The organism is Enterobacter chengduensis (assembly GCF_001984825.2).
In the GTDB taxonomy this organism is placed as follows: domain Bacteria; phylum Pseudomonadota; class Gammaproteobacteria; order Enterobacterales; family Enterobacteriaceae; genus Enterobacter; species Enterobacter chengduensis.
This window is the reverse complement of the sequence record NZ_CP043318.1, coordinates 611,530-633,142: the sequence shown is the minus strand read 5'-3', so window position 1 is coordinate 633,142 and position 21,613 is coordinate 611,530. Positions and strand designations below refer to the sequence as shown.

Genomic DNA, 21,613 nt, shown 5'->3' with positions numbered 1-21,613 from the left:
CTTAGCCGCCATGCAATTAAATACATCACATGGCGCATGCCCTTTTTATTCTGAAAAACAGTTAAAGGAATAATTATGGAAAAGCATTACGTCGGTTCTGAAATTGGTCAATTGCGTAGCGTTATGCTGCACCGCCCAAATTTAAGCCTGAAACGCTTAACGCCATCGAATTGTCAGGAGCTGCTTTTTGATGACGTGCTCTCGGTTGAACGGGCGGGTGAGGAGCATGACATCTTCGCAAACACGCTGCGCGAGCAGGGTGTGGAAGTCCTGCTGTTGACCGACCTTCTGACACAAGCCCTTGATATTGCAGAAGCGAAAGCCTGGCTGCTGGATACTCAAATCTCCGACTACCGCCTCGGCCCAACCTTTGCCGGCGACGTGCGCGGCTGGCTGGCGGATATGCCGCACCGAGAGCTGGCGCGCAGATTAAGCGGCGGATTAACCTACGGCGAAATTCCGGCGGCCATTAAAAATATGGTGGTGGATACCCACACGGCGAATGATTTTATTATGAAGCCGCTGCCAAACCATTTATTTACTCGCGACACCTCCTGCTGGATTTATAACGGCGTTTCCATTAACCCAATGGCCAAACCGGCCCGTCAGCGCGAAACGAATAACCTTCGGGCAATATATCGCTGGCACCCGGCGTTTGCCGACGGCGATTTTATTAAGTATTTCGGCGACGAGAATATTAATTACGACCACGCCACTCTGGAAGGCGGCGACGTATTAGTCATTGGCCGCGGGGCGGTATTGATCGGCATGTCCGAACGCACGACGCCGCAGGGCGTGGAGTTCCTCGCCAACAGCCTGTTCAAACACCGCCAGGCCGAGCGCGTGATCGCCGTTGAGTTGCCAAAACACCGCTCCTGCATGCACCTCGACACGGTGATGACCCACATCGACGTGGATACCTTCTCCGTCTACCCGGAAGTGGTGCGCAAGGACGCCCAGTGCTGGACGCTCACCCCGGACGGGCGCGGCGGCCTGCAGCGCACCCAGGAAGCCGACCTGCTGCACGCCATCGAGAAGGCGCTTGGCATTAGCCAGGTGCGCCTGATCACCACCGGCGGCGACGCCTTTGAGGCCGAACGCGAGCAGTGGAACGACGCCAACAACGTGCTGACCATCCGCCCGGGCGTGGTGATCGGCTACGAGCGCAACGTCTGGACCAACGAGAAGTACGACAAAGCGGGCATCACCGTGCTGCCCATCCCGGGCGACGAGCTGGGACGCGGCCGCGGCGGCGCGCGCTGCATGAGCTGCCCGCTGGAACGCGACGGAATTTAAAGGAGCCATCATGGAACGAAAACCCACTCTGGTTGTGGCCCTGGGCGGCAACGCGCTGCTCAAGCGCGGCGAGCCGCTGGAAGCGGATATCCAGCGCCAGAACATCGAGCAGGCCGCCCGCACCATCGCCGGGCTGACGGCGCAGTGGCGCGTGGTTCTGGTGCACGGCAACGGGCCGCAGGTCGGGCTGCTGGCGCTGCAGAACAGCGCCTACGACAAAGTGACGCCCTACCCGCTGGACGTTCTCGGTGCCGAAAGCCAGGGAATGATCGGCTACATGCTCCAGCAGGCGCTGAAAAACAGCCTGCCGCAGCGTGAGGTGAGCGTCCTGCTCACGCAGGTGGAAGTGGACGCCGCCGACCCGGCGTTCAGCAACCCCACCAAATACATCGGCCCGGTGTACAGCGAAGCCCAGGCAAAAACGCTGGCCGCGGAAAAAGGCTGGGTGTTTAAGGCCGACGGCAGCTACGTCCGCCGCGTGGTGCCGTCACCGCAGCCGAAACGCATCGTCGAGAGCGACGCCATCACGGCGCTGATCCAGCGCGACCACCTGGTGATCTGCAACGGCGGCGGCGGCGTGCCGGTGGTGGAAAACGCCAACGGCTATCGCGGCATTGAGGCGGTGATCGACAAAGACCTCTCCGCCGCCCTGCTGGCGAGGCAGATCGAGGCCGATGCCCTGCTGATCCTCACCGATGCCGACGCGGTTTACCTCGACTGGGGCAAGCCAACCCAGCGCCCGCTGGCGCAGGTGACGCCGGAGCTGCTCAGAGGCATGCAGTTCGACGCCGGATCGATGGGGCCGAAAGTGGCCGCCTGCCGCGAGTTTGTTGAAGCCTGCAACGGCATTGCCGGGATCGGCGCGCTGGCCGACGGCGCGGAGATCCTGGCGGGCGAGAAAGGCACGTTGATTCGTAACTAAACTCCCTCTCCCCTCACCCTAACCCTCTCCCCAAAGGGGAGAGGGGACTTGAAACACCCTCTCCCCTTTGGGGAGAGGGCTGGGGTGAGGGGTAAGGTCTTAGACATTCATTTAAAAAGGATTTCCCACATGACCATCAACCTGAAAAACCGCAACTTCCTGAAACTGCTGGACTACACCCCGGCGGAGATCCAGTACCTGATCGACCTCGCCATCGAGCTGAAGGCGGCCAAAAAAGCCGGGCGCGAAAAGCAAACCCTGATCGGGAAAAACATCGCCCTGATCTTTGAAAAAACCTCCACCCGCACCCGCTGCGCCTTCGAAGTGGGCGCATTCGACCAGGGCGCGCAGGTGACCTACCTCGGCCCAAGCGGCTCGCAGATCGGCCATAAAGAGTCGATGAAGGACACCGCCCGCGTGCTGGGCCGCATGTACGACGGCATCGAATACCGCGGCTACGGCCAGGCGATTGTTGAAGAGCTGGGCGAGTACGCGGGCGTGCCGGTGTGGAACGGCCTGACCGACGAGTTTCACCCGACGCAGATCCTGGCTGACCTGATGACCATGCTGGAGCACGCGCCGGGCAAAACCCTGCCGGAGCTGAGCTTTGCCTATCTGGGCGACGCACGCAACAACATGGGCAACTCCCTGATGGTCGGCGCGGCCAAGATGGGGATGGATATTCGCCTCGTGGCACCGAAATCCTTCTGGCCGGAAGCCGGGCTGGTTGAGCAGTGCCGCGCCATCGCCAAAGAGACGGGGGCGCGCATCACCCTCACCGACGACGTGGAAGAAGGCGTGCGCGGGACCGATTTCCTCTACACCGACGTGTGGGTCTCTATGGGCGAGCCGAAGGAGGCGTGGGCCGAGCGCGTCAGCCTGATGAAGCCGTATCAGATCAATGCGGACGTGATGAAGGCCACCGGCAACCCGAACGTCAAGTTCATGCACTGCCTGCCCGCGTTCCACAACGAGCACACCAAAGTGGGCCGCGAGATCGAGATGGCTTACGGGCTGAAGGGGCTGGAGGTGACGGAAGAGGTCTTCGAATCGCCAAACTCCATCGTCTTTGACGAGGCCGAGAACCGCATGCACACCATCAAAGCGGTCATGGTGGCGACACTCGGCGACTAATCATCGCCCGGCGCGCCGCGGGGTGCGCCGGGTTTAAGGAGAACATTATGGGCAAGTTTAAGTTTCCCTCCGCTTACACCATTCTCTTTTTTCTGATTGCCGTTGTGGCGGCGCTGAGCTGGGTCGTCCCCGCCGGTCAGTACCAGATGGCGATGAACGAGACCCTCGGCAAAGAGGTCCCGATTGCCGGCACCTACGCGCACGTGGCGTCACATCCTCAGGGGCTGGTTTCCGTCCTGATGGCGCCTATTGCCGGGCTGTACGATCCGGTCTCCGGCCAGGCCGGGGCGATCGACGTGGCGCTGTTTATTCTGATCATCGGGGGATTTCTCGGGATCGTCACCAAAACCGGCGCGATTGACGCCGGGATCGAGCGCGTTACCACCCGGCTGCGCGGGCGCGAGGAGTGGATGATCCCGATCCTGATGGCGCTGTTCGCCGCGGGCGGCACGATTTACGGCATGGCCGAAGAGTCGCTGCCGTTCTATACCCTGCTGGTGCCGGTAATGCTGGCCGCCCGCTTTGATCCGGTGGTCGCCGCCTCCACCGTGCTGCTCGGCGCGGGGATCGGCACGCTCGGCTCCACCATCAACCCGTTTGCCACGGTGATCGCCGCCAACGCCGCCGGGATCCCCTTCACCAACGGTATCGCCCTGCGCGTGGCGTTGCTGGTCATCGGCTGGATCATCTGCGTGGCGTGGGTAATGCGTTACGCCCGCAGGGTGCGCCAGGATCCATCGCTGTCGATCGTGGCGGATAAGCAGGAAGAGAACCGCTCCCACTTCCTCGGCAACAAGGGCGAACAGTCGCTGGAATTCACCCCGGTGCGCAAACTCATCCTGGTGATTTTCGCCCTCGCCTTCGCGGTCATGATCTACGGCGTGGCGGTGCTCGGGTGGTGGATGGCGGAGATCTCGGCGGTGTTTCTCGCCAGCGCGATTATCGTCGGGCTGATTGCGCGGATGAGCGAAGAGGAGCTGACGTCGACGTTTATCAACGGCGCGCGAGATTTGCTGGGCGTCGCGCTGATTATCGGCATCGCGCGCGGTATCGTAGTCATTATGGATAAGGGCATGATTACCCACACCATTTTGCACAGCGCGGAAGGTCTGGTCAGCGGGTTGTCCACGGTGGCGTTTATCAACGTGATGTACTGGCTGGAGGTCGTGCTGTCGTTTCTTGTGCCTTCTTCATCCGGCCTGGCCGTTCTGACGATGCCGATCATGGCACCGCTTGCCGATTTCGCTAACGTCAACCGCGACCTGGTGGTGACCGCTTACCAGTCCGCCTCCGGCATCGTTAATCTGGTCACGCCGACCTCGGCGGTGGTCATGGGCGGGCTGGCTATCGCCCGCGTGCCCTACGTGCGCTATCTGAAATGGGTGGCGCCGCTGCTGGGGATCCTGACGGTGGTGATCATGGTGGCGTTAAGCCTGGGGGCGATGTTGTGATGTTTTGAAGTTGTAGGCCCGGTAAGCGTAGCGCCACCGGGCGTTTTGTTTCAGCCACTTACATGGGAAATAGTTATGACGGAATATGGTGATTACTCTCCAAAAGAACAGCTTCAGCTGACGGTCTGCCAGCGCCTGATCGCAGAAAAGAGTTATCTCTCTCAGGAGGAGATCCGCCGGGATTTGCAGGAGCGTGGTTTTGAAACCATCAGCCAGTCCACCGTTTCACGTCTGCTTAAATTGCTCGGCGTCATAAAAATTCGAAATGCCAAAGGGCTAAAGATTTATTCGCTGAATCCCCAGCTGCGCCCGGCTCCCGACGCCGCGCGTACCGTGTCCGAAATGGTGGTCAGCGTCGAGCACAATAGCGAGTTTATCCTTGTTCATACCGTCGCCGGATATGGCCGCGCGGTGGCGCGTATTCTGGATTATCACCAGCTTCCGGAAATTTTAGGCGTGGTGGCGGGCAGCAGTATCGTCTGGGTCGCGCCCCGGGTGGTGAAGCGCACCGCGCTGGTGCATAAGCAAATTAATTATTTACTCAGAACGCATTAATATTCACAAAGAACCGTTTGCATTGAGTAAAGCGTGCATTAAATCGCTTGATCCGCAAAGCGAGCTGCGTATAATGCCCGACAATTTGCCGGGAGGAAGCATGGTCAAGCGTGTACGACATAACGTCTTACCGCGTCTGAAATCAGACGCTGGCCTGCCGTTTTTCTTCCCGTTGCTAAACCTATTCCCAGAGCCCCTCATTTGAGGGGCTTTTTTTTGCCCGGCGTCAGGAGATAAACATGAATCCGCTTTATCAAAAACACATCATTTCCATAAACGACCTCAGCCGCGAAGAGCTGGAACTGGTTCTGGAAACCGCGGCAAAACTGAAGGCCAATCCGCAACCGGAGCTGCTGAAGCACAAGGTCATTGCGAGCTGCTTCTTTGAAGCCTCGACCCGCACCCGCCTCTCCTTCGAAACCTCCATGCACCGCCTGGGCGCGAGCGTGGTGGGCTTCTCGGACAGCAGCAACACGTCGCTGGGTAAAAAAGGCGAAACTCTGGCGGATACCATTTCAGTGATTAGCACCTACGTCGACGCGATTGTGATGCGTCATCCGCAGGAGGGCGCGGCGCGCCTGGCTACCGAGTTTTCCGGCGGAATTCCGGTGCTGAACGCCGGTGACGGTGCTAACCAGCACCCGACGCAGACCCTGCTGGATCTGTTCACCATTAAGGAGACGCAGGGCACGCTCGAGAACCTGAACATCGCCATGGTCGGCGACCTGAAATATGGCCGCACCGTCCACTCCCTGACCCAGGCGCTGGCGAAATTTAACGGCAACCGCTTCTTCTTCATCGCCCCGGACGCGCTGGCGATGCCGCAGTACATTCTCGACATGCTGGACGAGAAAGGCATCCAGTGGAGCCTGCACGCCAGCATCGAAGAGGTGATGAGCCACGTAGATATCCTCTACATGACCCGCGTGCAGAAAGAGCGTCTGGATCCGTCCGAGTACGCCAACGTGAAGGCGCAGTTCGTGCTGCGCGCCAGCGACCTCGAGGGCGCGCGCGACAACATGAAGGTGCTGCACCCGCTGCCGCGCATCGATGAGATCGCCACAGACGTGGATAAAACGCCGCACGCCTGGTACTTCCAGCAGGCCGGGAACGGCATCTTCGCCCGCCAGGCGTTACTGGCACTGGTTCTGAATCGCGACTTAGCTCTGTAAGGGGAGACGACCATGACGCACGATAACAAACTCCAGGTTGAAGCCATCAAGCGTGGCACCGTGATTGACCATATCCCTGCCCGGGTGGGCTTTAAGCTGCTGACGCTGTTCAAGCTGACCGAAACCGACCAGCGCATCACCATCGGCCTGAACCTGCCGTCGGGCGAGATGGGCCGCAAGGACCTGATTAAAATCGAGAACACCTTCCTGACCGACGAGCAGGTCAACCAGCTGTCGCTGTACGCGCCGGACGCCACCGTCAACCGCATCGACGAGTATGAAGTGGTCGGCAAATCCCGCCCGAGCCTGCCGGATCGCATCGAGCGCGTGCTGGTCTGCCCGAACAGCAACTGCATCAGCCATGCTGAGCCGGTTTCCTCCAGCTTTGCAGTGAAAAAACGCGCCGATGACATCGCGCTCAAATGCAAATACTGCGAAAAAGAGTTTTCTCATTATGTGGTGCTGGCCAACTAATTGAGGTTGGTAATGAAATCCCGGCTGTTATAATGGCCGGGAACATTCTTAACGCTGTCATTCTGGAGAAAACATGAGCAAAGTACTCGCGACGGAAAATGCACCAGCCGCTATCGGCCCTTACGTTCAGGGCGTTGATCTGGGCAGCATGATCATTACCTCAGGTCAGATCCCGGTAAACCCAAAAACCGGTGAAGTGCCAGCCGACGTTGCGGCGCAGGCGCGCCAGTCGCTGGAAAACGTGCAGGCTATCGTTGAATCTGCCGGACTGAAAGTGGGCGACATCGTCAAAACCACCGTTTTCGTGAAAGATCTGAACGACTTCGCGACCGTTAACGCGACTTACGAAGCCTTCTTCACCGAGCACAACGCCACCTTCCCGGCGCGCTCCTGCGTGGAAGTGGCGCGTCTGCCAAAAGACGTGAAAATTGAAATCGAAGCGATTGCCGTACGTCGCTAATTTATTTCAATAAGAGAAGGCAGCTCAGGCTGCCTTTTTTATTTCGACCATTTTTACTCTCTGTATAATATGACATGCCAGCCTGTCCATTATTAGACTCTGCCTCGCCTAGTAATATTCTCTAATAACGGATGAGTAATGAAACTTTCTAAAATTGCACTTGCCCTCGCAACGGTGACCGTTGCGTCTTCAGCATTTGCTCACGGATATATTGAATCACCAGCCAGCCGCGCCTATATGTGTAAGCTCGGCCAAAACGTTGACTGCGGCTCTGTACAGTATGAGCCACAGAGCGTGGAGAAAACGTCCGGCTTCCCGTCAGGCGCTGAGCCTGCGGACGGACACCTCGCCAGCGCCGGGATTTCCCAGTATTCTCAGCTGGACAAACAGAGCCTGAACGCGTGGACCAAAAACCCGATGACGGCGGGTCCTCATCAGTTCGTCTGGCATCACACCGCGCCGCACAAAACCACTAACTGGCGTTATTACATCACCAAACAAAACTGGGATCCAAATAAACCGCTGACCCGCGATCAGTTTGAATTAACGCCGTTCTGTACCATCAACGGTAATAATCAGGCACCGGCCGTCACGCAGTCTATGAACTGTAATGTGCCTGAGCGTACCGGCTATCAGGTTATTTACGGCGTGTGGGAAATTGCGGATACCGCGAACAGTTTCTATCAGGCCATTGACGTTGATTTCGGTAATGGCGGTAACGTTACGCCGGACGAAACGCCAGCCGTTGTTTCCCAGTGGAGCAAAACCCTGAGCGGACAGATCGCGGGTAACAACCTGAACGCGGGCGATAAGGTCATTGCACGCTTCTTCGACGCGAACGGCGAAGTGACCTCTATGCGTACCGAAATGACCATCGGTTCTGCTGAGCAGGGTGATGCTAACCAGTGGTCTTACGATCTGGCGCAGAAAATCAACGCTGCCCATAACGACGTGCGCGTCGGCGTGAAAGACGAAGCGGGTGAAATCAGCCCGGTTCACGGCGCAAACAGCGTATTCGTGAAGGACGGTAGCACGCTGCAGTCCGTAGCCGTCTCTTATGAAGAGCAAAAGGCGCAGGTGAATGAGACCATTGCCGTCACCGATCTGCAGTACAGCAAAATCGAACATGGCAACGCAACCGTGACCTTCCACGTCAACACCACTGGCGACGTGAATATGGAAGCACATGTGATGAACCACCACGGTGCGGAAAAAGGCTACCTGAAACAGGACATGAACAACGCCAACCAGGACGTGACCATGACCCTGAATGACGTGACGCCAGGCCACCACATGCTGAAATACTATGCGACCAACAAAGACGGTACGATGTTCGCCCAGGACGTGCTGAACCTGATGCTCGAAGGCGATGCCGCTGCGGACAGCACTGGCCATCACGACTTCACCTTCCCGGACAATATCGCCTCCTACAAGGCGGGTACCGTGGTGCTGCAGCCTAAAGACGGTAAGACCTACGAATGTAAGCCTTTCCCGTACAGCGGCTACTGCGTGCAGTACAGCGCAACCGCAAACCAGTATGAGCCAGGCGTTGGCTCGCACTGGAAAGAGGCGTGGGTGTTGAAGAACTGAGTTGCCTGATTCCCTCTCCCAAAGGGAGAGGGAACCGATCGAGCCCCTCGCCCCTTTGGGGTGAGGGGTATTTTTTCTACTGATTCCGCGTCGCGCGCAGCAGTGTCTCCAGCGGATAGACCGCCGCAATCACCACTTCGTCCTGCACCTTTGCCGCGTTATCCAGCTCGCGCTGAATCGACGCAATCTCCTTATCGTCCAGCGTACCCTGACGCGCCACCAGGTCGGTGAGCCGCAGGCCAATCGAAGAAAGCTTATCAACCTCCTGAATCACCGGCTTTATCGCCTTCAGCTGATAGCTGTTTTCGCTTAGCGCCAGCGCGTCGCTGGTGTTGCTCTGCCAGCGGTTAAAGACGTGGCGCAGCGCGTCGGCGCTTTCCGTATCTTCTGCGTCGCTCACCAGCCGGTCCGCCCACCGGTGCATCTGGCGCACGGTGGCGCTTTCGGCGTTCAGCGCATCGGCGAAGCGGTTGAGCGGCTCGAACTGATGATAGTTTCCGGCCTGGAACTTGAGGTGCTGACGGGTGTAGTACTGCGCGGGCTCTACCGCCTGAGCGAGGATCTGCAGCGGCAGCGTGTCGGCATTATTCGCAAGGCGCGTAAACTGCACCTGCTGCTGGGTATGCTGCTGCAGCCCGACCGACACCGTCGACCAGCTGTCCATCGCCTGCAGGCGGGTGTACATGTTGTCGACATCGTTAACGTCCTGGGCGGACCACAGCCGCTCCGCCACCGCAAAGGCGCGCGGCCACAGGCGGATATCCAGCACCGGCGCGACCACGTTTTCTGCCCACAGCGCCGCTTCTCCGCCGAGCAAATTAACCTGATTCGCCACGTCCGGCACTACCGGTGGGATCCCTTTCGGCACCTCGTCCAGACGGGTACCGCTAATCGGATAGCGGGTATTGCCCACCAGGAAGTAACCGGTGAGCTTGTCGTTATCGACGGAGACGACCGGGCGCGTTTCGCCCATCCAGGTATCAACGATAAACGTCACCTGGCTGTCGTCGCGCCATTCGATGTTCTGCACCGCGCGGCGGGATTTCCCGGCAAAATCAATAAACCCGCGCCAGCCCGCATCCCCTTTCACCAGGGTAAAGCTCCCCTCCACCGGCTTGCCCTTCAGGCGCGGCATGGAAAAGGCCCAGCTCTGGGCGCTGTCGGTGTCGGCTATTACGTCCACGCCATTCAGCCCCTGCGGGACGATCTCGTTGCGGTAGTGATAGGCGGTGGACTGGGGCTGGTCGAGATAGAAGCCCGTCGAGAGAATGCCTTTGTAGCCGTTCTGCGCCACCTGCCCCAGCGCGTCCTGCCCTTGCCAGGACTGGATCAGAATGCTTTTTGGCAGATCGGGATGATAAATTTCGTCCCAGCCGACCATCTGCCGATGATGCTTCTCAAGAATGGACTCCAGCTTGCGGTTGAAGTACGCCTGCAGCGCGTGGCTGTCCGCCAGCCTGTTGTCGCGCATGAACTGCTGGATGGCCGGGTTCGCTTTCCACTGGCTGTCGTCCACCTCGTCGCCGCCGATGTGCAGATACGGATCGGGGAAGATCGCCGCCAGTTCGCTGACCATCGCGTCGGCAAAGGCGTAAGTTGCCTCTTTGGTCGGATCCAGAACCGGCTTCAGCACGCCCCAGTGGCGCTCCATGGCGTACGGCCCCGGCGCGCTCATCAGCTCCGGGTAAGCCACGGCAATCGCCGAGGCGTGGCCCGGCATGTCGATCTCCGGCACCACGCGGATGCCGCGCTCGGCGGCGTAGCGCACAACCTCACGCATCTGTTCAGGCGTGTAGAACAGGCCGTCGCTGGCAAGCTGGGTCAGCTTAGGGTAGCGCGTCGAGCCGAAGCGCCAGCCCTGATCGTCGGTTAAGTGCCAGTGCAGGACGTTGAGCTTGGCGGCGGCCATACCGTCGATCTGGCGCTTGATATCCGGCAGCGGGATAAAGTGGCGCGCCGAGTCGAGCAGCAGCCCGCGCCACGGGAAGCGCGGCGAATCTTCGATGGTCACCCACGGCAGCGAGGTGTTTTCCGCGCCGCTCTGCATCAGCTGGAGCAGCGTTTCCATGGCGCGCAAGGCGCCGAAGCGGGTGTTGGCTGAGATGTTCACACCGGTGGCATCCACCGTGAGCTTATAGCTTTCATCGCCGTCCGGCAGCGGCTGCGGTTTTACCTTTTTCGCGATGGCGATGCGGATCGTCGGTTTGTCTGGCTTTTCCGCCTGCGGCTGCAGCGTCCAGCCGGTTTGCAGGGCCATGCGCTGGCGCAGGCGGCTGATGGCGTCGCCGAGATCGTCCCCGCTGACGCTAATGGATACGTCGTTGCCGAGCACCAGCGCGCCCTGCGTGGTCGGGCGTTCGACCTTCGCAGGCCAGGGCATTAAAGGGAGATCCCCTGCCGGGGCGGCAAGGGCAGAGGCGCCGAGCATCAGCCCGGCGGTTAAGAGACTGTACCGTAACATGAATGTTCCTTATCTGACGGGCCAAATTAAGGCAAAACATTCTGTTAACATGCGTACAAATTGTCGTCAAGCGAATGCGCCGACGGCGATCACAGGTTGTTGAATTTGAGAGGAAAGCCAGTCCCCTCACCCCGGCCCTCTCCCCAAAGGGGCGAGGGTGTAATTATCCCCTCTCCCTTTCAGGGAGAGGGTAAAAAAATCACTGCCACCCATACCGACGCGCATAAAACCCTTTCACCATCTGCGTCAGCACCATGTAGCCCGCGAGGATCGCCACCAGCCACGGGAAGTAGCTCAGCGGCAGCGCCTGGAGCTGCAGGTAGCTCGCCAGCGGCGAGAACGGCAGCGCGATGCCGAGCGCCATCACAATTCCCGTCATCACAATCAATGGCCACGCCGCGCGGCTCTGGATGAACGGAATGCGGCGCGTGCGGATCATATGCACAATCAGCGTTTGCGACAGCAGCCCCACCACGAACCAGCCGGACTGGAACAGCGTCTGATGTTCCGGGGTGTTGGCGTGGAACACAAACCACATCAGGCAGAAGGTCAGGATGTCGAAGATGGAGCTGATCGGGCCAAAGAACAGCATAAAGCGCCCGAGATCCGCCGGGTTCCAGTGCTGCGGCTTCTGGATCTGCTCGTCGTCCACGTTATCAAACGGGATCGCCACCTGGGACACGTCGTACATCAGGTTCTGGATCAGCAGGTGCAGCGGCAGCATCGGCAGGAACGGCAGGAACGCGCTCGCCACCAGCACGCTGAAGACGTTGCCGAAGTTAGAGCTGGCGGTCATTTTGATGTACTTGAGCATGTTGGCGAAGGTGCGGCGCCCTTCGATCACGCCCTCCTCCAGCACCATCAGGCTCTTTTCCAGCAGAATGATATCCGCCGCTTCGCGGGCAATATCCACCGCCCCGTCCACGGAGATACCGATATCCGCCGCACGCAGCGCGGGCGCGTCGTTGATGCCGTCGCCCATAAAGCCCACCACGTGCCCTTCGCGCTTGAGCAGGGTGACGATGCGCTCTTTGTGCATCGGCGTCAGGCGGGCAAACAGCGTGGTGCGCTGCGCCAGTTTCGCCAGCTCGTCGTCGGACAGGTGCTCGATGTCGCTGCCCACCACCACGTCGCCCGCGTCCAGCCCCACTTCGTGGCACACTTTCGCGGCCACCAGCTCGCTGTCGCCGGTGAGGATTTTAACGGTGATACCGCTCGCCTTCAGCGCCTTCAGCGCCGGTGCGGTGGTCTCTTTCGGCGGATCGAGGAAGGCGATATAACCCTCGAGGATCAGATCGGATTCGTCGATACGCTGGTAATCCCCCTCCCGCGCGGGCAGGAACTTGCTCGCCACCGCCACCACGCGCAGCCCCTGACGGTTCAGGTTGTCGGTGACGCGCTTGATGCGGCGCAGCATGGTGTCGTCCAGCGGCACGATGTCGCCGTTATAGCGCACCTGCGTCGACACGTTGAGGATCTCCTGCAGCGCGCCTTTGCAGATCAGCTGGTGAACCTCCTGCTGCTCGCTCACCACCACCGACATGCGGCGGCGCTCGAAGTCGAACGGGATTTCGTCCACCTTCTGCCAGCGCCCGGAGAGCGTGCGGGCGGACTCCTCATCTACCCCTTCCAGCACCGCCACGTCGAGCAGGTTTTTCAGCCCGGTCTGGTAGTGGCTGTTCAGCCACGCGCTGTGCAGCACGCGCTCGCTGGTTTTGCCGGAGATATCGGTGTGGTTCTCCAGCACGATTTTGTCCTGAGTCAGGGTGCCGGTTTTATCGGTGCAGAGAATGTCCATCGCGCCAAAGTTTTGAATGGCGTCGAGGTGTTTGACGATCACCTTCTGTTTAGAGAGCTTCACCGCCCCGCGCGCCAGCGTGGAGGTGACAATCATCGGCAGCATTTCCGGCGTTAAGCCGACGGCCACGGAGAGCGCAAACAGCGCCGCTTCCCACCAGTCGCCTTTGGTGTAGCCGTTGATCAGCAGCACGATGGGCGTCATCACCATCATAAAGCGGATCAGCAGCATGCTGACGCGGCCAATCCCTTTCTGGAAGGCGTTCGGCTCGCTCTCCTGCTCGCTGACGCGTCCGGCAAGCTGGCCAAACCAGGTGTTGCCCCCGGTGGCGGTGACAATCGCCTGCGCGGTGCCGCTGACCACCGTGGTGCCCATAAAGCACAGGGTATCGCACTCGAGCGGGTTCATCTGCTGCGGGTCGCGGCTGCGCGCCACCTTTTCAACGGGCAGGGATTCCCCGGTCAGCGAGGCCTGGGCCACGAACAGATCGCGCGCCTGGACGATGCGTAAATCCGCCGGGATCATGTCTCCCGCGGCCAGCTTCACCAGATCGCCCGGCACCAGCTGGTCGATAGGCAGCTCCACCCAGGCGTTTTCGCCGAGATCGTTGATCACGCGCGACACGGTCGCGGTGTTGCTGACCATCGCCTTCAGGGCGTCCGCCGCTTTTGTAGAGCGGGCTTCCTGAATGAAGTTCAGCAGCGTGGAAATCCCCACCATCAGGGCAATCACCCCTGCGGCAAACAGATCTTCCGTCGCGTAGGAGATAATGCCGAGCACCGTCAGCAGCAGGTTGAACGGGTTGCGGTAGCAGAGCCACAGGTGTACCCACCACGGAGAGGGCTTTTGCGCCGGGATCTGGTTATCGCCATGCACGGCGCGGATTTTTTCCACTTCGGACGCGTTCAGCCCTTCCGGGTGCCCGCCAAAGGCGCGCCAGACTTCGTTTTCATCCATCGCCGCCACGTTCAGGCAGCGTTCGGTCAGGGACGCGGGGATCGCGGTGCCCGCCATGTTTTTGGCATTGGGCAGCGGGTCGCGCTGAACAAGGCGGTGCGGCAGGTGGCGGCTCAGCAGGTCCTGCAGCTGCCGGGTGATATTTTTAAACATAGTCATTCCTCCGCATCCGCAACGGCGGACGCAGCATTCCCTTCAGGCGTGGCAAAGCCGTACCTGAGAGGCACTCAATTTTTCAAGCAGGAACGTTTGGGACGTTGCTGCCTCACATCACCGGTGAGTCAGCAACGGGCTGGCTTACCGGAAAGAACGCGTGCTCTCGCTCAGGAGAGGTGTGGGATCGGGATCCATGAAGCCTCCGGTAAGTAAAAAGTAAGGTGTCGCCGCGCAGTATAAGGATTTAGGCGTACCCTTTGTGACGATTCGGGCGGTATTATACCCCCCTGCAAATAAACCGAACGTAAACCAGACTTTGCCCATAGCGAAATCGCGCTATAGCATTAGGCTCAATTGACCACTTTGTCGTTGTTACAGGGAATACAGCATGCAGAACCGCCTTACCATTAAAGACATCGCGCGTTTAAGCGGCGTGGGGAAATCGACCGTCTCACGCGTGCTGAATAACGAAAGCGGCGTCAGCGAACGCACCCGCGAGCGCGTTGAGGCGGTGATGAATCAGCACGGCTTTTCCCCTTCCCGCTCCGCGCGCGCCATGCGCGGGCAGAGTGACAAAGTCGTCGCCATCATTGTCTCGCGTCTGGACTCTCTGTCTGAAAACCTTGCCGTGCAGACCATGCTGCCCGCCTTCTATGAGCAGGGCTATGACCCGATCATGATGGAGAGCCAGTTCTCGCCGCAGCTGGTTGAAGAGCATCTGGGCATGCTCCAGCGGCGCAACATTGACGGCGTGGTGCTGTTCGGGTTTACCGGCATTAAGGACGAGATGCTGAAACCCTGGCAGCCTTCGCTGGTGATGATGGCGCGCGACGCCCAGGGCTTTGCCTCCGTCTGCTACGACGACGAGGGGGCGATTATCACCCTGATGCAGCGCCTGTTTGACGAAGGCCATCGCCACATCAGCTTCCTCGGGGTGCCGCACGCGGACGTCACCACCGGCAAGCGTCGCCATGAGGCCTATCTGGCCTTTTGCAAAAAGCACAACCTCCCGGCCGTCGCCTCCCTGCCGGGGCTGGGCATGAAGCAGGGGTACGAGCAGGTCGCCAGCGTCCTGACCCCGCAGACCACCGCGCTGGTGTGCGCCACGGACACCCTGGCGCTGGGCGCGAGTAAATATCTGCAGGAGCAGCGCATCGACGGCCTGCAGGTGGCGAGCGTCGGCAGCACGCCGCTGATGAAGTTTTTGCACCCGGAAATTATTACCGTCGATCCCGGCTACGCCGAGTCCGGCAGGCAGGCCGCCGCGCAGCTGATCGAGCAGATCAACGGGCGGAGCGAACCGCGCCGAATCGTCATTCCTGCCCACCTTTCTTAATCCCCGCTCAACGGATTATTGTGATCTTCGCCCGATTTCGGGAACGTTCCCATTTTCGCCGTCACGCTGAAGGAGTAGGCTTGCGCTCAGGTCATTACACCCTCTCACCATCTGTCATGAGGTTTCATGATGAGTAAAGTCAAACAAGCAGATATCGATCGGCTGATCGTCCTGGTCGGCGGCCGCGAAAACATCGCCACCGTCAGCCATTGCATTACCCGCCTGCGCTTCGTGCTGAACGATCCGTCCAAAGCGGACCCGAAGGCCATTGAAGAACTTTCCATGGTAAAAGGCTGCTTCACCAACGCCGGGCAGTTCCAGGTGGTGATTGGTACCGAAGTGGGCGATTACTATCAGGCTCTGCTGGCGACAACCGGGCACTCCTCCGCCGATAAAGAGCAGGCCAAGAAGGCCGCGCGCCAGAATATGAAGTGGCACGAGCAGCTGATTTCCCACTTCGCGGAAATTTTCTTCCCGCTCCTGCCCGCGCTGATCAGCGGGGGCTTAATTTTAGGCTTCCGTAACGTCATCGGCGACGTGCCGATGAGCGACGGCAAAACCCTGGCGCAGATGTATCCGGCGCTGAAAACCGTTTACGACTTCCTGTGGCTGATTGGCGAGGCGATCTTCTTCTATCTGCCGGTTGGGATCTGCTGGTCCGCGGTGCGCAAAATGGGCGGTACGCCGATTCTCGGTATCGTGCTGGGCGTTACGCTGGTCTCTCCGCAGTTAATGAACGCTTACTTACTTGGTCAGCAGGTGCCTGAGGTGTGGAACTTCGGCCTGTTTACCATCGCCAAAGTGGGCTATCAGGCGCAGGTTATCCCGGCCCTGCTGGCGGGCCTGACGCTGGGCTTTATCGAAACGCGCCTGAAGCGCATCGTGCCGGATTACCTCTACCTGGTGGTGGTGCCGGTCTGCTCGCTGATTCTGGCGGTGTTCCTGGCGCACGCCTTTATCGGTCCGTTTGGTCGCATGATCGGCGACGGCGTGGCCTTCGCGGTGCGCCACCTGATGACCGGCAGCTTCGCCCCAATCGGTGCCGCGCTGTTTGGCTTCCTGTACGCCCCGCTGGTGATCACCGGCGTGCATCAGACCACGCTGGCCATTGATATGCAGATGATCCAGAGCCTCGGCGGCACGCCGGTCTGGCCGATTATCGCCCTGTCTAACATTGCCCAGGCGTCCGCGGTGACCGGCATCATCATCGTCAGCCGCAAGCACAACGAGCGTGAGATCTCCGTTCCGGCGGCTATCTCCGCCTACCTCGGCGTCACCGAACCGGCGATGTACGGTATTAACCTGAAATACCGCTTCCCGATGCTCTGCGCGATGATCGGTTCCGGCCTGGCAGGCCTGGTGTGCGGACTGAACGGCGTAATGGCAAACGGGATTGGCGTCGGCGGCCTGCCGGGCATTCTCTCCATCCAGCCCGCTTTCTGGCAGGTGTTCGCCCTGGCGATGGCCATCGCGATTATCGTCCCAATGGCGTTGACTACCGTGGTTTACCAGCGCAAGTTCCGTCAGGGCTCGCTGCAGATTGTTTAACTTTCTCTTTCGGGGCGCAGTTGCGCCCCTTCGCATTTGCAGGAACGCATTATGAATACCCTTCCTCACTGGTGGCAAAACGGCGTCATCTATCAGATTTACCCAAAGAGTTTCCAGGACACCACCGGCAGCGGCACCGGCGATCTGCGCGGCGTGACGCAGCGCCTGGACTACCTGAAAACCCTCGGCATTGACGCCATCTGGCTGACGCCGTTTTATATCTCCCCGCAGGTGGATAACGGCTATGACGTGGCGAATTACACCGCCATCGACCCGGCGTACGGCACGCTGGATGACTTTGACGAACTGGTTGCCGAAGCCCACGCGCGCGGCATCCGCATCGTGCTGGACATGGTGTTCAACCACACCTCCACGCAGCACGCCTGGTTCCGCGAGTCGCTGAAAAAAGAGAGCCCGTACCGCCAGTTCTACATCTGGCGCGACGGCACGCCGGAGCAGCTGCCTAACAACTGGCGATCCAAGTTTGGCGGCAACGCCTGGCGCTGGCACGCCGAGAGCGAGCAGTATTACCTGCACCTCTTCGCGCCGGAGCAGGCGGATCTCAACTGGGAAAACCCGGCGGTGCGCGCCGAGCTGAAAAAGGTGTGCGAATTTTGGGCCGATCGCGGCGTGGACGGCTTGCGTCTCGACGTAATTAACCTGATTTCTAAAGATCAGGCTTTCCCGAACGACGAGACGGGCGACGGTCGCCGCTTCTACACCGACGGGCCGCGCGTCCACGAATATCTGCAGGAGATGAGCCGCGACGTCTTTACCCCGCGCAATCTGATGACGGTGGGCGAGATGTCCTCGACCTCGCTGGAAAACTGCCAGCAGTACGCGTCGCTCGACGGCAGCGAGCTGTCGATGACCTTTAACTTCCACCACCTGAAGGTGGACTATCCCGGCGGCGAGAAGTGGACGAAGGCGAAGCCGGACTTTATCGCGCTGAAAACCCTCTTCCGCCACTGGCAGCAGGGGATGCACAACAAAGCCTGGAACGCGCTGTTCTGGTGTAACCACGATCAGCCGCGCATCGTGTCCCGCTTTGGCGACGAAGGTGAACACCGCGTTCACGCTGCAAAAATGCTCGGCATGGTGCTGCACGGGATGCAGGGCACGCCGTATATCTATCAGGGCGAAGAGCTGGGGATGACCAACCCGCACTTCAGCCGGATTACCGATTACCGCGACGTGGAAAGCCTGAACATGTTCGCCGAACTGCGGGCAGACGGTCGCGATCCGGAGGAGCTGCTGGCGATTCTGGCGAGCAAATCCCGCGATAATGGCCGCACGCCAATGCAATGGGACGCGTCGCACAACGCGGGCTTTACCGGGGGCGAACCGTGGATTGGGGTCTGCGACAACTACGAGACGGTGAACGCCCGTGCCGCGCTGGACGATCCGGATTCGGTGTTTTACACCTACCGGTCGCTGATTGGCCTGCGCAAAACGCTGCCGGTGCTGACGTGGGGGGATTATGAGGATCTCCTGCCGGAACATTCTTCCCTGTGGTGCTATCGCCGTCAGTGGCAGGGGCAGACGCTGATCGTTGCGGCGAACCTCAGTAATACGATTCAGGAATGGCGGACAGACGCTCTCAGCGATAAGCCCCAAGTGCTGATGAGTAACTACCCGGCACCGCAAACGACGTCGCTCCGTCCGTTTGAAGCCGTCTGGTGGTTGCAGCAGTAACCGTCCCGCCGGGTGCAGCCCAGCACCCGGCTTATTTTACTGTTTTTGTTGAATAATTAATCAGATTTTTCTCGTCCTCCTTTACAATCGCTGTAGCGCCCGCCGTTTGTACTCTCGCCTTTTTACTTTGTTCTGCATCAAATAAATCGCAAACATGTTTGATGCAAATCACTATATGTAGCACTTAAAATGCACGCCGACCCAACATGTTGTATTTATCGTCTACTATTCCAACAACAAGACGGCGCTTACGCTGGCCGGAATTGTGGATAACACGCGCTGGGAACGCGGGAAGTCTTTGGCCCGGCGGGGAATACGCCCGGTGAATACTTCTCCACCTCTGTGGATAACCTGTTTTCAAAAAATGGAGTGATCATGACACCGCATGTGATGAAACGTGATGGCTGTAAAGTGCCGTTTAAATCAGAGCGCATCCAGGAAGCCATTCTGCGTGCAGCTAAAGCAGCGGGAGTCGATGACGCAGATTACTGCGCCACCGTCGCAGACGTCGTTAGCAGCCAGATGAACGAACGCAGCCAGGTCGATATCAATGAGATCCAGACCGCGGTTGAAAACCAGCTGATGGCGGGGCCCTACAAGCAGCTGGCGCGCGCCTACATTGAGTACCGTCACGACCGTGACGTGCAGCGCGAGAAGCGCGGTCGTCTGAACCAGGAGATCCGTGGCCTGGTGGAGCAGACCAACTCTGCCCTGCTCAATGAAAACGCCAACAAAGACAGTAAGGTGATCCCGACCCAGCGCGACCTGCTGGCCGGTATCGTCGCCAAACACTACGCCCGCCAGCACCTGCTGCCGCGCGACGTGGTCTCGGCGCACGAGCGCGGTGAGATCCACTACCACGATCTCGACTATTCGCCGTTCTTCCCGATGTTCAACTGCATGCTGATCGACCTGAAAGGCATGCTGACCCACGGCTTTAAAATGGGTAACGCCGAGATTGAACCGCCAAAATCCATCTCCACGGCCACCGCCGTCACCGCGCAGATTATCGCCCAGGTCGCCAGCCACATTTACGGCGGCACCACCATTAACCGCATTGACGAAGTGCTGGCCCCGTTCGTGACGGCAAGCTTTAACAAGCACCGTAAAACGGCCGAAGAGTGGCAGATCCCGGACGCGGACGGCTACGCCCATTCTCGTACCGAGAAAGAGTGCTACGACGCCTTCCAGTCGCTGGAATATGAGGTGAACACGCTGCACACCGCCAACGGCCAGACGCCGTTTGTCACCTTCGGGTTTGGCCTGGGCACCAGCTGGGAATCGCGCCTGATCCAGCAGTCTATCCTGCGCAACCGCATTTCCGGCCTCGGCAAAAACCGCAAAACGGCGGTGTTCCCGAAACTGGTGTTCGCCATCCGCGACGGGCTGAACCACAAGTTTGGCGATCCGAACTACGACATCAAGCAGCTGGCGCTGGAGTGCGCGAGCAAGCGCATGTACCCGGACATCCTGAACTACGACCAGGTAGTGAAAGTCACCGGTTCGTTTAAAACGCCTATGGGCTGCCGCAGCTTCCTCGGCGTGTACGAGGATGAAAACGGCGAGCAGATCCACGACGGGCGCAACAACCTGGGCGTCATCAGCCTTAACCTGCCGCGCATCGCGCTGGAGGCCAAAGGTAATGAAGCTGAATTCTGGACACTGCTGGACGAACGCCTGCAGCTGGCGCGTAAAGCGCTGATGACCCGTATCGCCCGTCTGGAAGGGGTCAAAGCCCGCGTGGCGCCAATCCTCTATATGGAAGGGGCCTGCGGCGTGCGTCTGAAAGCCGACGATGACGTGTCCGAGATCTTCAAAAACGGCCGCGCGTCCATTTCGCTGGGCTATATCGGCATCCACGAAACCATCAACGCGCTGTTTGGCGACCAGCACATGTACGACAGCGAAATGCTGCGTGAGAAAGGCATCGCCATCGTGCAGCGCCTGCGCGACGCGGTAGACCAGTGGAAAGAAGAGACCGGCTACGGGTTTAGCCTCTACAGCACGCCGAGCGAGAACCTGTGCGACCGCTTCTGCCGTCTGGACACCGCCGAGTTCGGGATTGTGGAAGGCGTGACCGACAAAGGGTATTACACCAACAGCTTCCACCTGGACGTAGAGAAAAAGGTGAACCCGTACGACAAGATCGACTTTGAAGCGGCCTATCCGCCGATCGCCAGCGGCGGCTTCATCTGCTACGGCGAGTATCCGAACATTCAGCACAACCTGAAGGCGCTGGAGGACGTGTGGGATTACAGCTACCAGCACGTGCCGTATTACGGGACCAACACGCCTATCGACGAGTGCTACGAGTGCGGCTTCACCGGCGAGTTCGAGTGTACCAGCAAAGGCTTTACCTGCCCGAAATGCGGCAACCACGACGCGGCACGCGTGTCGGTAACCCGCCGCGTGTGCGGCTATCTCGGCAGCCCGGACGCGCGTCCGTTTAACGCCGGCAAGCAGGAAGAGGTGAAGCGCCGCGTGAAGCATTTGGGGAATGGGCAGATCGGGTAATCCGCTGCCACGTTCATGCCCGGTGGCGCTGCGCTTACCGGGCCTACGAACCGCTCACTTTTGTAGGCCGGGTAAGCGCAGCGCCACCCGGCGT

General features: G+C 59.6%; 16 protein-coding genes and 1 pseudogene. 14 read left to right on the top strand and 3 right to left on the bottom strand.

Annotation, left to right across the window (positions count from 1 at the left end; all coding sequences use genetic code 11):
* Nucleotides 1-75 precede the first annotated feature (75 nt).
* The 5 genes from arcA to FY206_RS03055 all read left to right on the top strand — a co-directional run bounded on the left by arcA (nucleotide 76) and on the right by FY206_RS03055 (nucleotide 5,358).
* Nucleotides 76-1,296 carry an arginine deiminase gene (gene arcA, locus FY206_RS03075; protein ID WP_032643873.1) on the top strand — a complete coding sequence of 407 codons (1,221 nt, stop codon included), beginning with the start codon at nucleotides 76-78 and terminating at the stop codon, nucleotides 1,294-1,296.
* Between the two features lie 10 nt (nucleotides 1,297-1,306).
* Nucleotides 1,307-2,218 carry a carbamate kinase gene (gene arcC / locus FY206_RS03070; RefSeq protein WP_032643872.1) on the top strand — a complete coding sequence of 304 codons (912 nt, stop codon included), beginning with the start codon at nucleotides 1,307-1,309 and terminating at the stop codon, nucleotides 2,216-2,218.
* Nucleotides 2,219-2,347: 129 nt separating this feature from the next.
* The gene (gene argF / locus FY206_RS03065) at nucleotides 2,348-3,352 is read left to right on the top strand and encodes an ornithine carbamoyltransferase (protein ID WP_032643871.1); all 1,005 of its coding nucleotides are present in this window, start codon (nucleotides 2,348-2,350) and stop codon (nucleotides 3,350-3,352) included.
* 47 nt (nucleotides 3,353-3,399) lie between these two features.
* Nucleotides 3,400-4,803 (top strand): YfcC family protein, encoded by a 1,404-nt coding sequence (locus FY206_RS03060; RefSeq protein WP_032643870.1) that lies wholly within the window; start codon nucleotides 3,400-3,402, stop codon nucleotides 4,801-4,803.
* A gap of 75 nt (nucleotides 4,804-4,878) precedes the next feature.
* Nucleotides 4,879-5,358, top strand: a complete 480-nt coding sequence (locus FY206_RS03055; protein ID WP_023334317.1) for an arginine repressor — start codon at nucleotides 4,879-4,881, stop codon at nucleotides 5,356-5,358.
* Nucleotides 5,359-5,361: 3 nt separating this feature from the next.
* Here FY206_RS03055 and FY206_RS03050 read toward each other — a convergent pair.
* A pseudogene (locus FY206_RS03050) lies at nucleotides 5,362-5,479 on the bottom strand (hypothetical protein).
* Between FY206_RS03050 and FY206_RS03045 the strand changes: the two are divergent.
* The 5 genes from FY206_RS03045 to gbpA all read left to right on the top strand — a co-directional run bounded on the left by FY206_RS03045 (nucleotide 5,459) and on the right by gbpA (nucleotide 9,054).
* Nucleotides 5,459-5,563: a pyrBI operon leader peptide gene (locus FY206_RS03045; RefSeq protein WP_022646880.1), complete on the top strand. Its 105-nt coding sequence runs from the start codon at nucleotides 5,459-5,461 to the stop codon at nucleotides 5,561-5,563. The pseudogene FY206_RS03050 and the gene FY206_RS03045 sit on opposite strands and share 21 nt — an antisense overlap.
* A gap of 34 nt (nucleotides 5,564-5,597) precedes the next feature.
* Complete coding sequence (gene pyrB / locus FY206_RS03040; protein ID WP_032643869.1) at nucleotides 5,598-6,530, top strand: aspartate carbamoyltransferase; 933 nt, start codon at nucleotides 5,598-5,600, stop codon at nucleotides 6,528-6,530.
* Nucleotides 6,531-6,542: 12 nt separating this feature from the next.
* Nucleotides 6,543-7,004, top strand: a complete 462-nt coding sequence (gene pyrI, locus FY206_RS03035) for an aspartate carbamoyltransferase regulatory subunit (RefSeq protein WP_032643868.1) — start codon at nucleotides 6,543-6,545, stop codon at nucleotides 7,002-7,004.
* 73 nt (nucleotides 7,005-7,077) lie between these two features.
* Nucleotides 7,078-7,464 (top strand): 2-iminobutanoate/2-iminopropanoate deaminase, encoded by a 387-nt coding sequence (ridA, locus tag FY206_RS03030; protein ID WP_003863373.1) that lies wholly within the window; start codon nucleotides 7,078-7,080, stop codon nucleotides 7,462-7,464.
* A 138-nt stretch (nucleotides 7,465-7,602) separates the two neighbouring features.
* On the top strand, nucleotides 7,603-9,054 hold the full coding sequence (gbpA, locus tag FY206_RS03025) for an N-acetylglucosamine-binding protein GbpA (protein WP_032643867.1): 1,452 nt from the start codon (nucleotides 7,603-7,605) through the stop codon (nucleotides 9,052-9,054).
* A 76-nt stretch (nucleotides 9,055-9,130) separates the two neighbouring features.
* Here gbpA and FY206_RS03020 read toward each other — a convergent pair whose 3' ends face one another.
* Together FY206_RS03020 and mgtA are read right to left on the bottom strand one after the other, a co-directional pair.
* Complete coding sequence (locus FY206_RS03020) at nucleotides 9,131-11,515, bottom strand: beta-N-acetylhexosaminidase (protein ID WP_032643866.1); 2,385 nt, start codon at nucleotides 11,513-11,515, stop codon at nucleotides 9,131-9,133.
* A 199-nt stretch (nucleotides 11,516-11,714) separates the two neighbouring features.
* Nucleotides 11,715-14,423 carry a magnesium-translocating P-type ATPase gene (gene mgtA, locus FY206_RS03015; RefSeq protein ID WP_032643865.1) on the bottom strand — a complete coding sequence of 903 codons (2,709 nt, stop codon included), beginning with the start codon at nucleotides 14,421-14,423 and terminating at the stop codon, nucleotides 11,715-11,717.
* A gap of 391 nt (nucleotides 14,424-14,814) precedes the next feature.
* On the opposite strand from mgtA, the gene treR reads away from it, so the two are divergent.
* The 4 genes from treR to nrdD all read left to right on the top strand — a co-directional run bounded on the left by treR (nucleotide 14,815) and on the right by nrdD (nucleotide 21,519).
* Entirely contained in the window at nucleotides 14,815-15,762 is a 948-nt protein-coding gene (gene treR / locus FY206_RS03010) for a trehalose operon repressor TreR (RefSeq protein ID WP_032643864.1), read from the top strand.
* Between the two features lie 129 nt (nucleotides 15,763-15,891).
* Nucleotides 15,892-17,310, top strand: coding sequence for a PTS trehalose transporter subunit IIBC (gene treB, locus FY206_RS03005; protein ID WP_032644154.1), 1,419 nt, complete (start codon nucleotides 15,892-15,894; stop codon nucleotides 17,308-17,310).
* Nucleotides 17,311-17,361: 51 nt separating this feature from the next.
* Nucleotides 17,362-19,005, top strand: a complete 1,644-nt coding sequence (gene treC, locus FY206_RS03000) for an alpha,alpha-phosphotrehalase (RefSeq protein ID WP_032643863.1) — start codon at nucleotides 17,362-17,364, stop codon at nucleotides 19,003-19,005.
* A gap of 375 nt (nucleotides 19,006-19,380) precedes the next feature.
* Complete coding sequence (gene nrdD / locus FY206_RS02995; RefSeq protein WP_032643862.1) at nucleotides 19,381-21,519, top strand: anaerobic ribonucleoside-triphosphate reductase; 2,139 nt, start codon at nucleotides 19,381-19,383, stop codon at nucleotides 21,517-21,519.
* Nucleotides 21,520-21,613: the final 94 nt, after the last annotated feature.

Excerpts from the sequence above, each read along its gene's own strand:
- FY206_RS03045 (WP_022646880.1), top strand. The coding sequence starts at position 5,459 with ATGGTCAAGCGTGTACGACATAACGTCTTACCGCGTCTGAAATCAGAC.
- FY206_RS03060 (WP_032643870.1), top strand. The coding sequence starts at position 3,400 with ATGGGCAAGTTTAAGTTTCCCTCCGCTTACACCATTCTCTTTTTTCTG.
- arcC (WP_032643872.1), top strand. The coding sequence starts at position 1,307 with ATGGAACGAAAACCCACTCTGGTTGTGGCCCTGGGCGGCAACGCGCTG.
- pyrB (WP_032643869.1), top strand. The coding sequence starts at position 5,598 with ATGAATCCGCTTTATCAAAAACACATCATTTCCATAAACGACCTCAGC.
- FY206_RS03020 (WP_032643866.1), bottom strand. The coding sequence starts at position 11,515 with ATGTTACGGTACAGTCTCTTAACCGCCGGGCTGATGCTCGGCGCCTCT.
- treB (WP_032644154.1), top strand. The coding sequence starts at position 15,892 with ATGAGTAAAGTCAAACAAGCAGATATCGATCGGCTGATCGTCCTGGTC.
- nrdD (WP_032643862.1), top strand. The coding sequence starts at position 19,381 with ATGACACCGCATGTGATGAAACGTGATGGCTGTAAAGTGCCGTTTAAA.
- FY206_RS03055 (WP_023334317.1), top strand. The coding sequence starts at position 4,879 with ATGACGGAATATGGTGATTACTCTCCAAAAGAACAGCTTCAGCTGACG.
- treR (WP_032643864.1), top strand. The coding sequence starts at position 14,815 with ATGCAGAACCGCCTTACCATTAAAGACATCGCGCGTTTAAGCGGCGTG.
- ridA (WP_003863373.1), top strand. The coding sequence starts at position 7,078 with ATGAGCAAAGTACTCGCGACGGAAAATGCACCAGCCGCTATCGGCCCT.
- mgtA (WP_032643865.1), bottom strand. The coding sequence starts at position 14,423 with ATGTTTAAAAATATCACCCGGCAGCTGCAGGACCTGCTGAGCCGCCAC.
- arcA (WP_032643873.1), top strand. The coding sequence starts at position 76 with ATGGAAAAGCATTACGTCGGTTCTGAAATTGGTCAATTGCGTAGCGTT.
- gbpA (WP_032643867.1), top strand. The coding sequence starts at position 7,603 with ATGAAACTTTCTAAAATTGCACTTGCCCTCGCAACGGTGACCGTTGCG.
- argF (WP_032643871.1), top strand. The coding sequence starts at position 2,348 with ATGACCATCAACCTGAAAAACCGCAACTTCCTGAAACTGCTGGACTAC.
- pyrI (WP_032643868.1), top strand. The coding sequence starts at position 6,543 with ATGACGCACGATAACAAACTCCAGGTTGAAGCCATCAAGCGTGGCACC.
- treC (WP_032643863.1), top strand. The coding sequence starts at position 17,362 with ATGAATACCCTTCCTCACTGGTGGCAAAACGGCGTCATCTATCAGATT.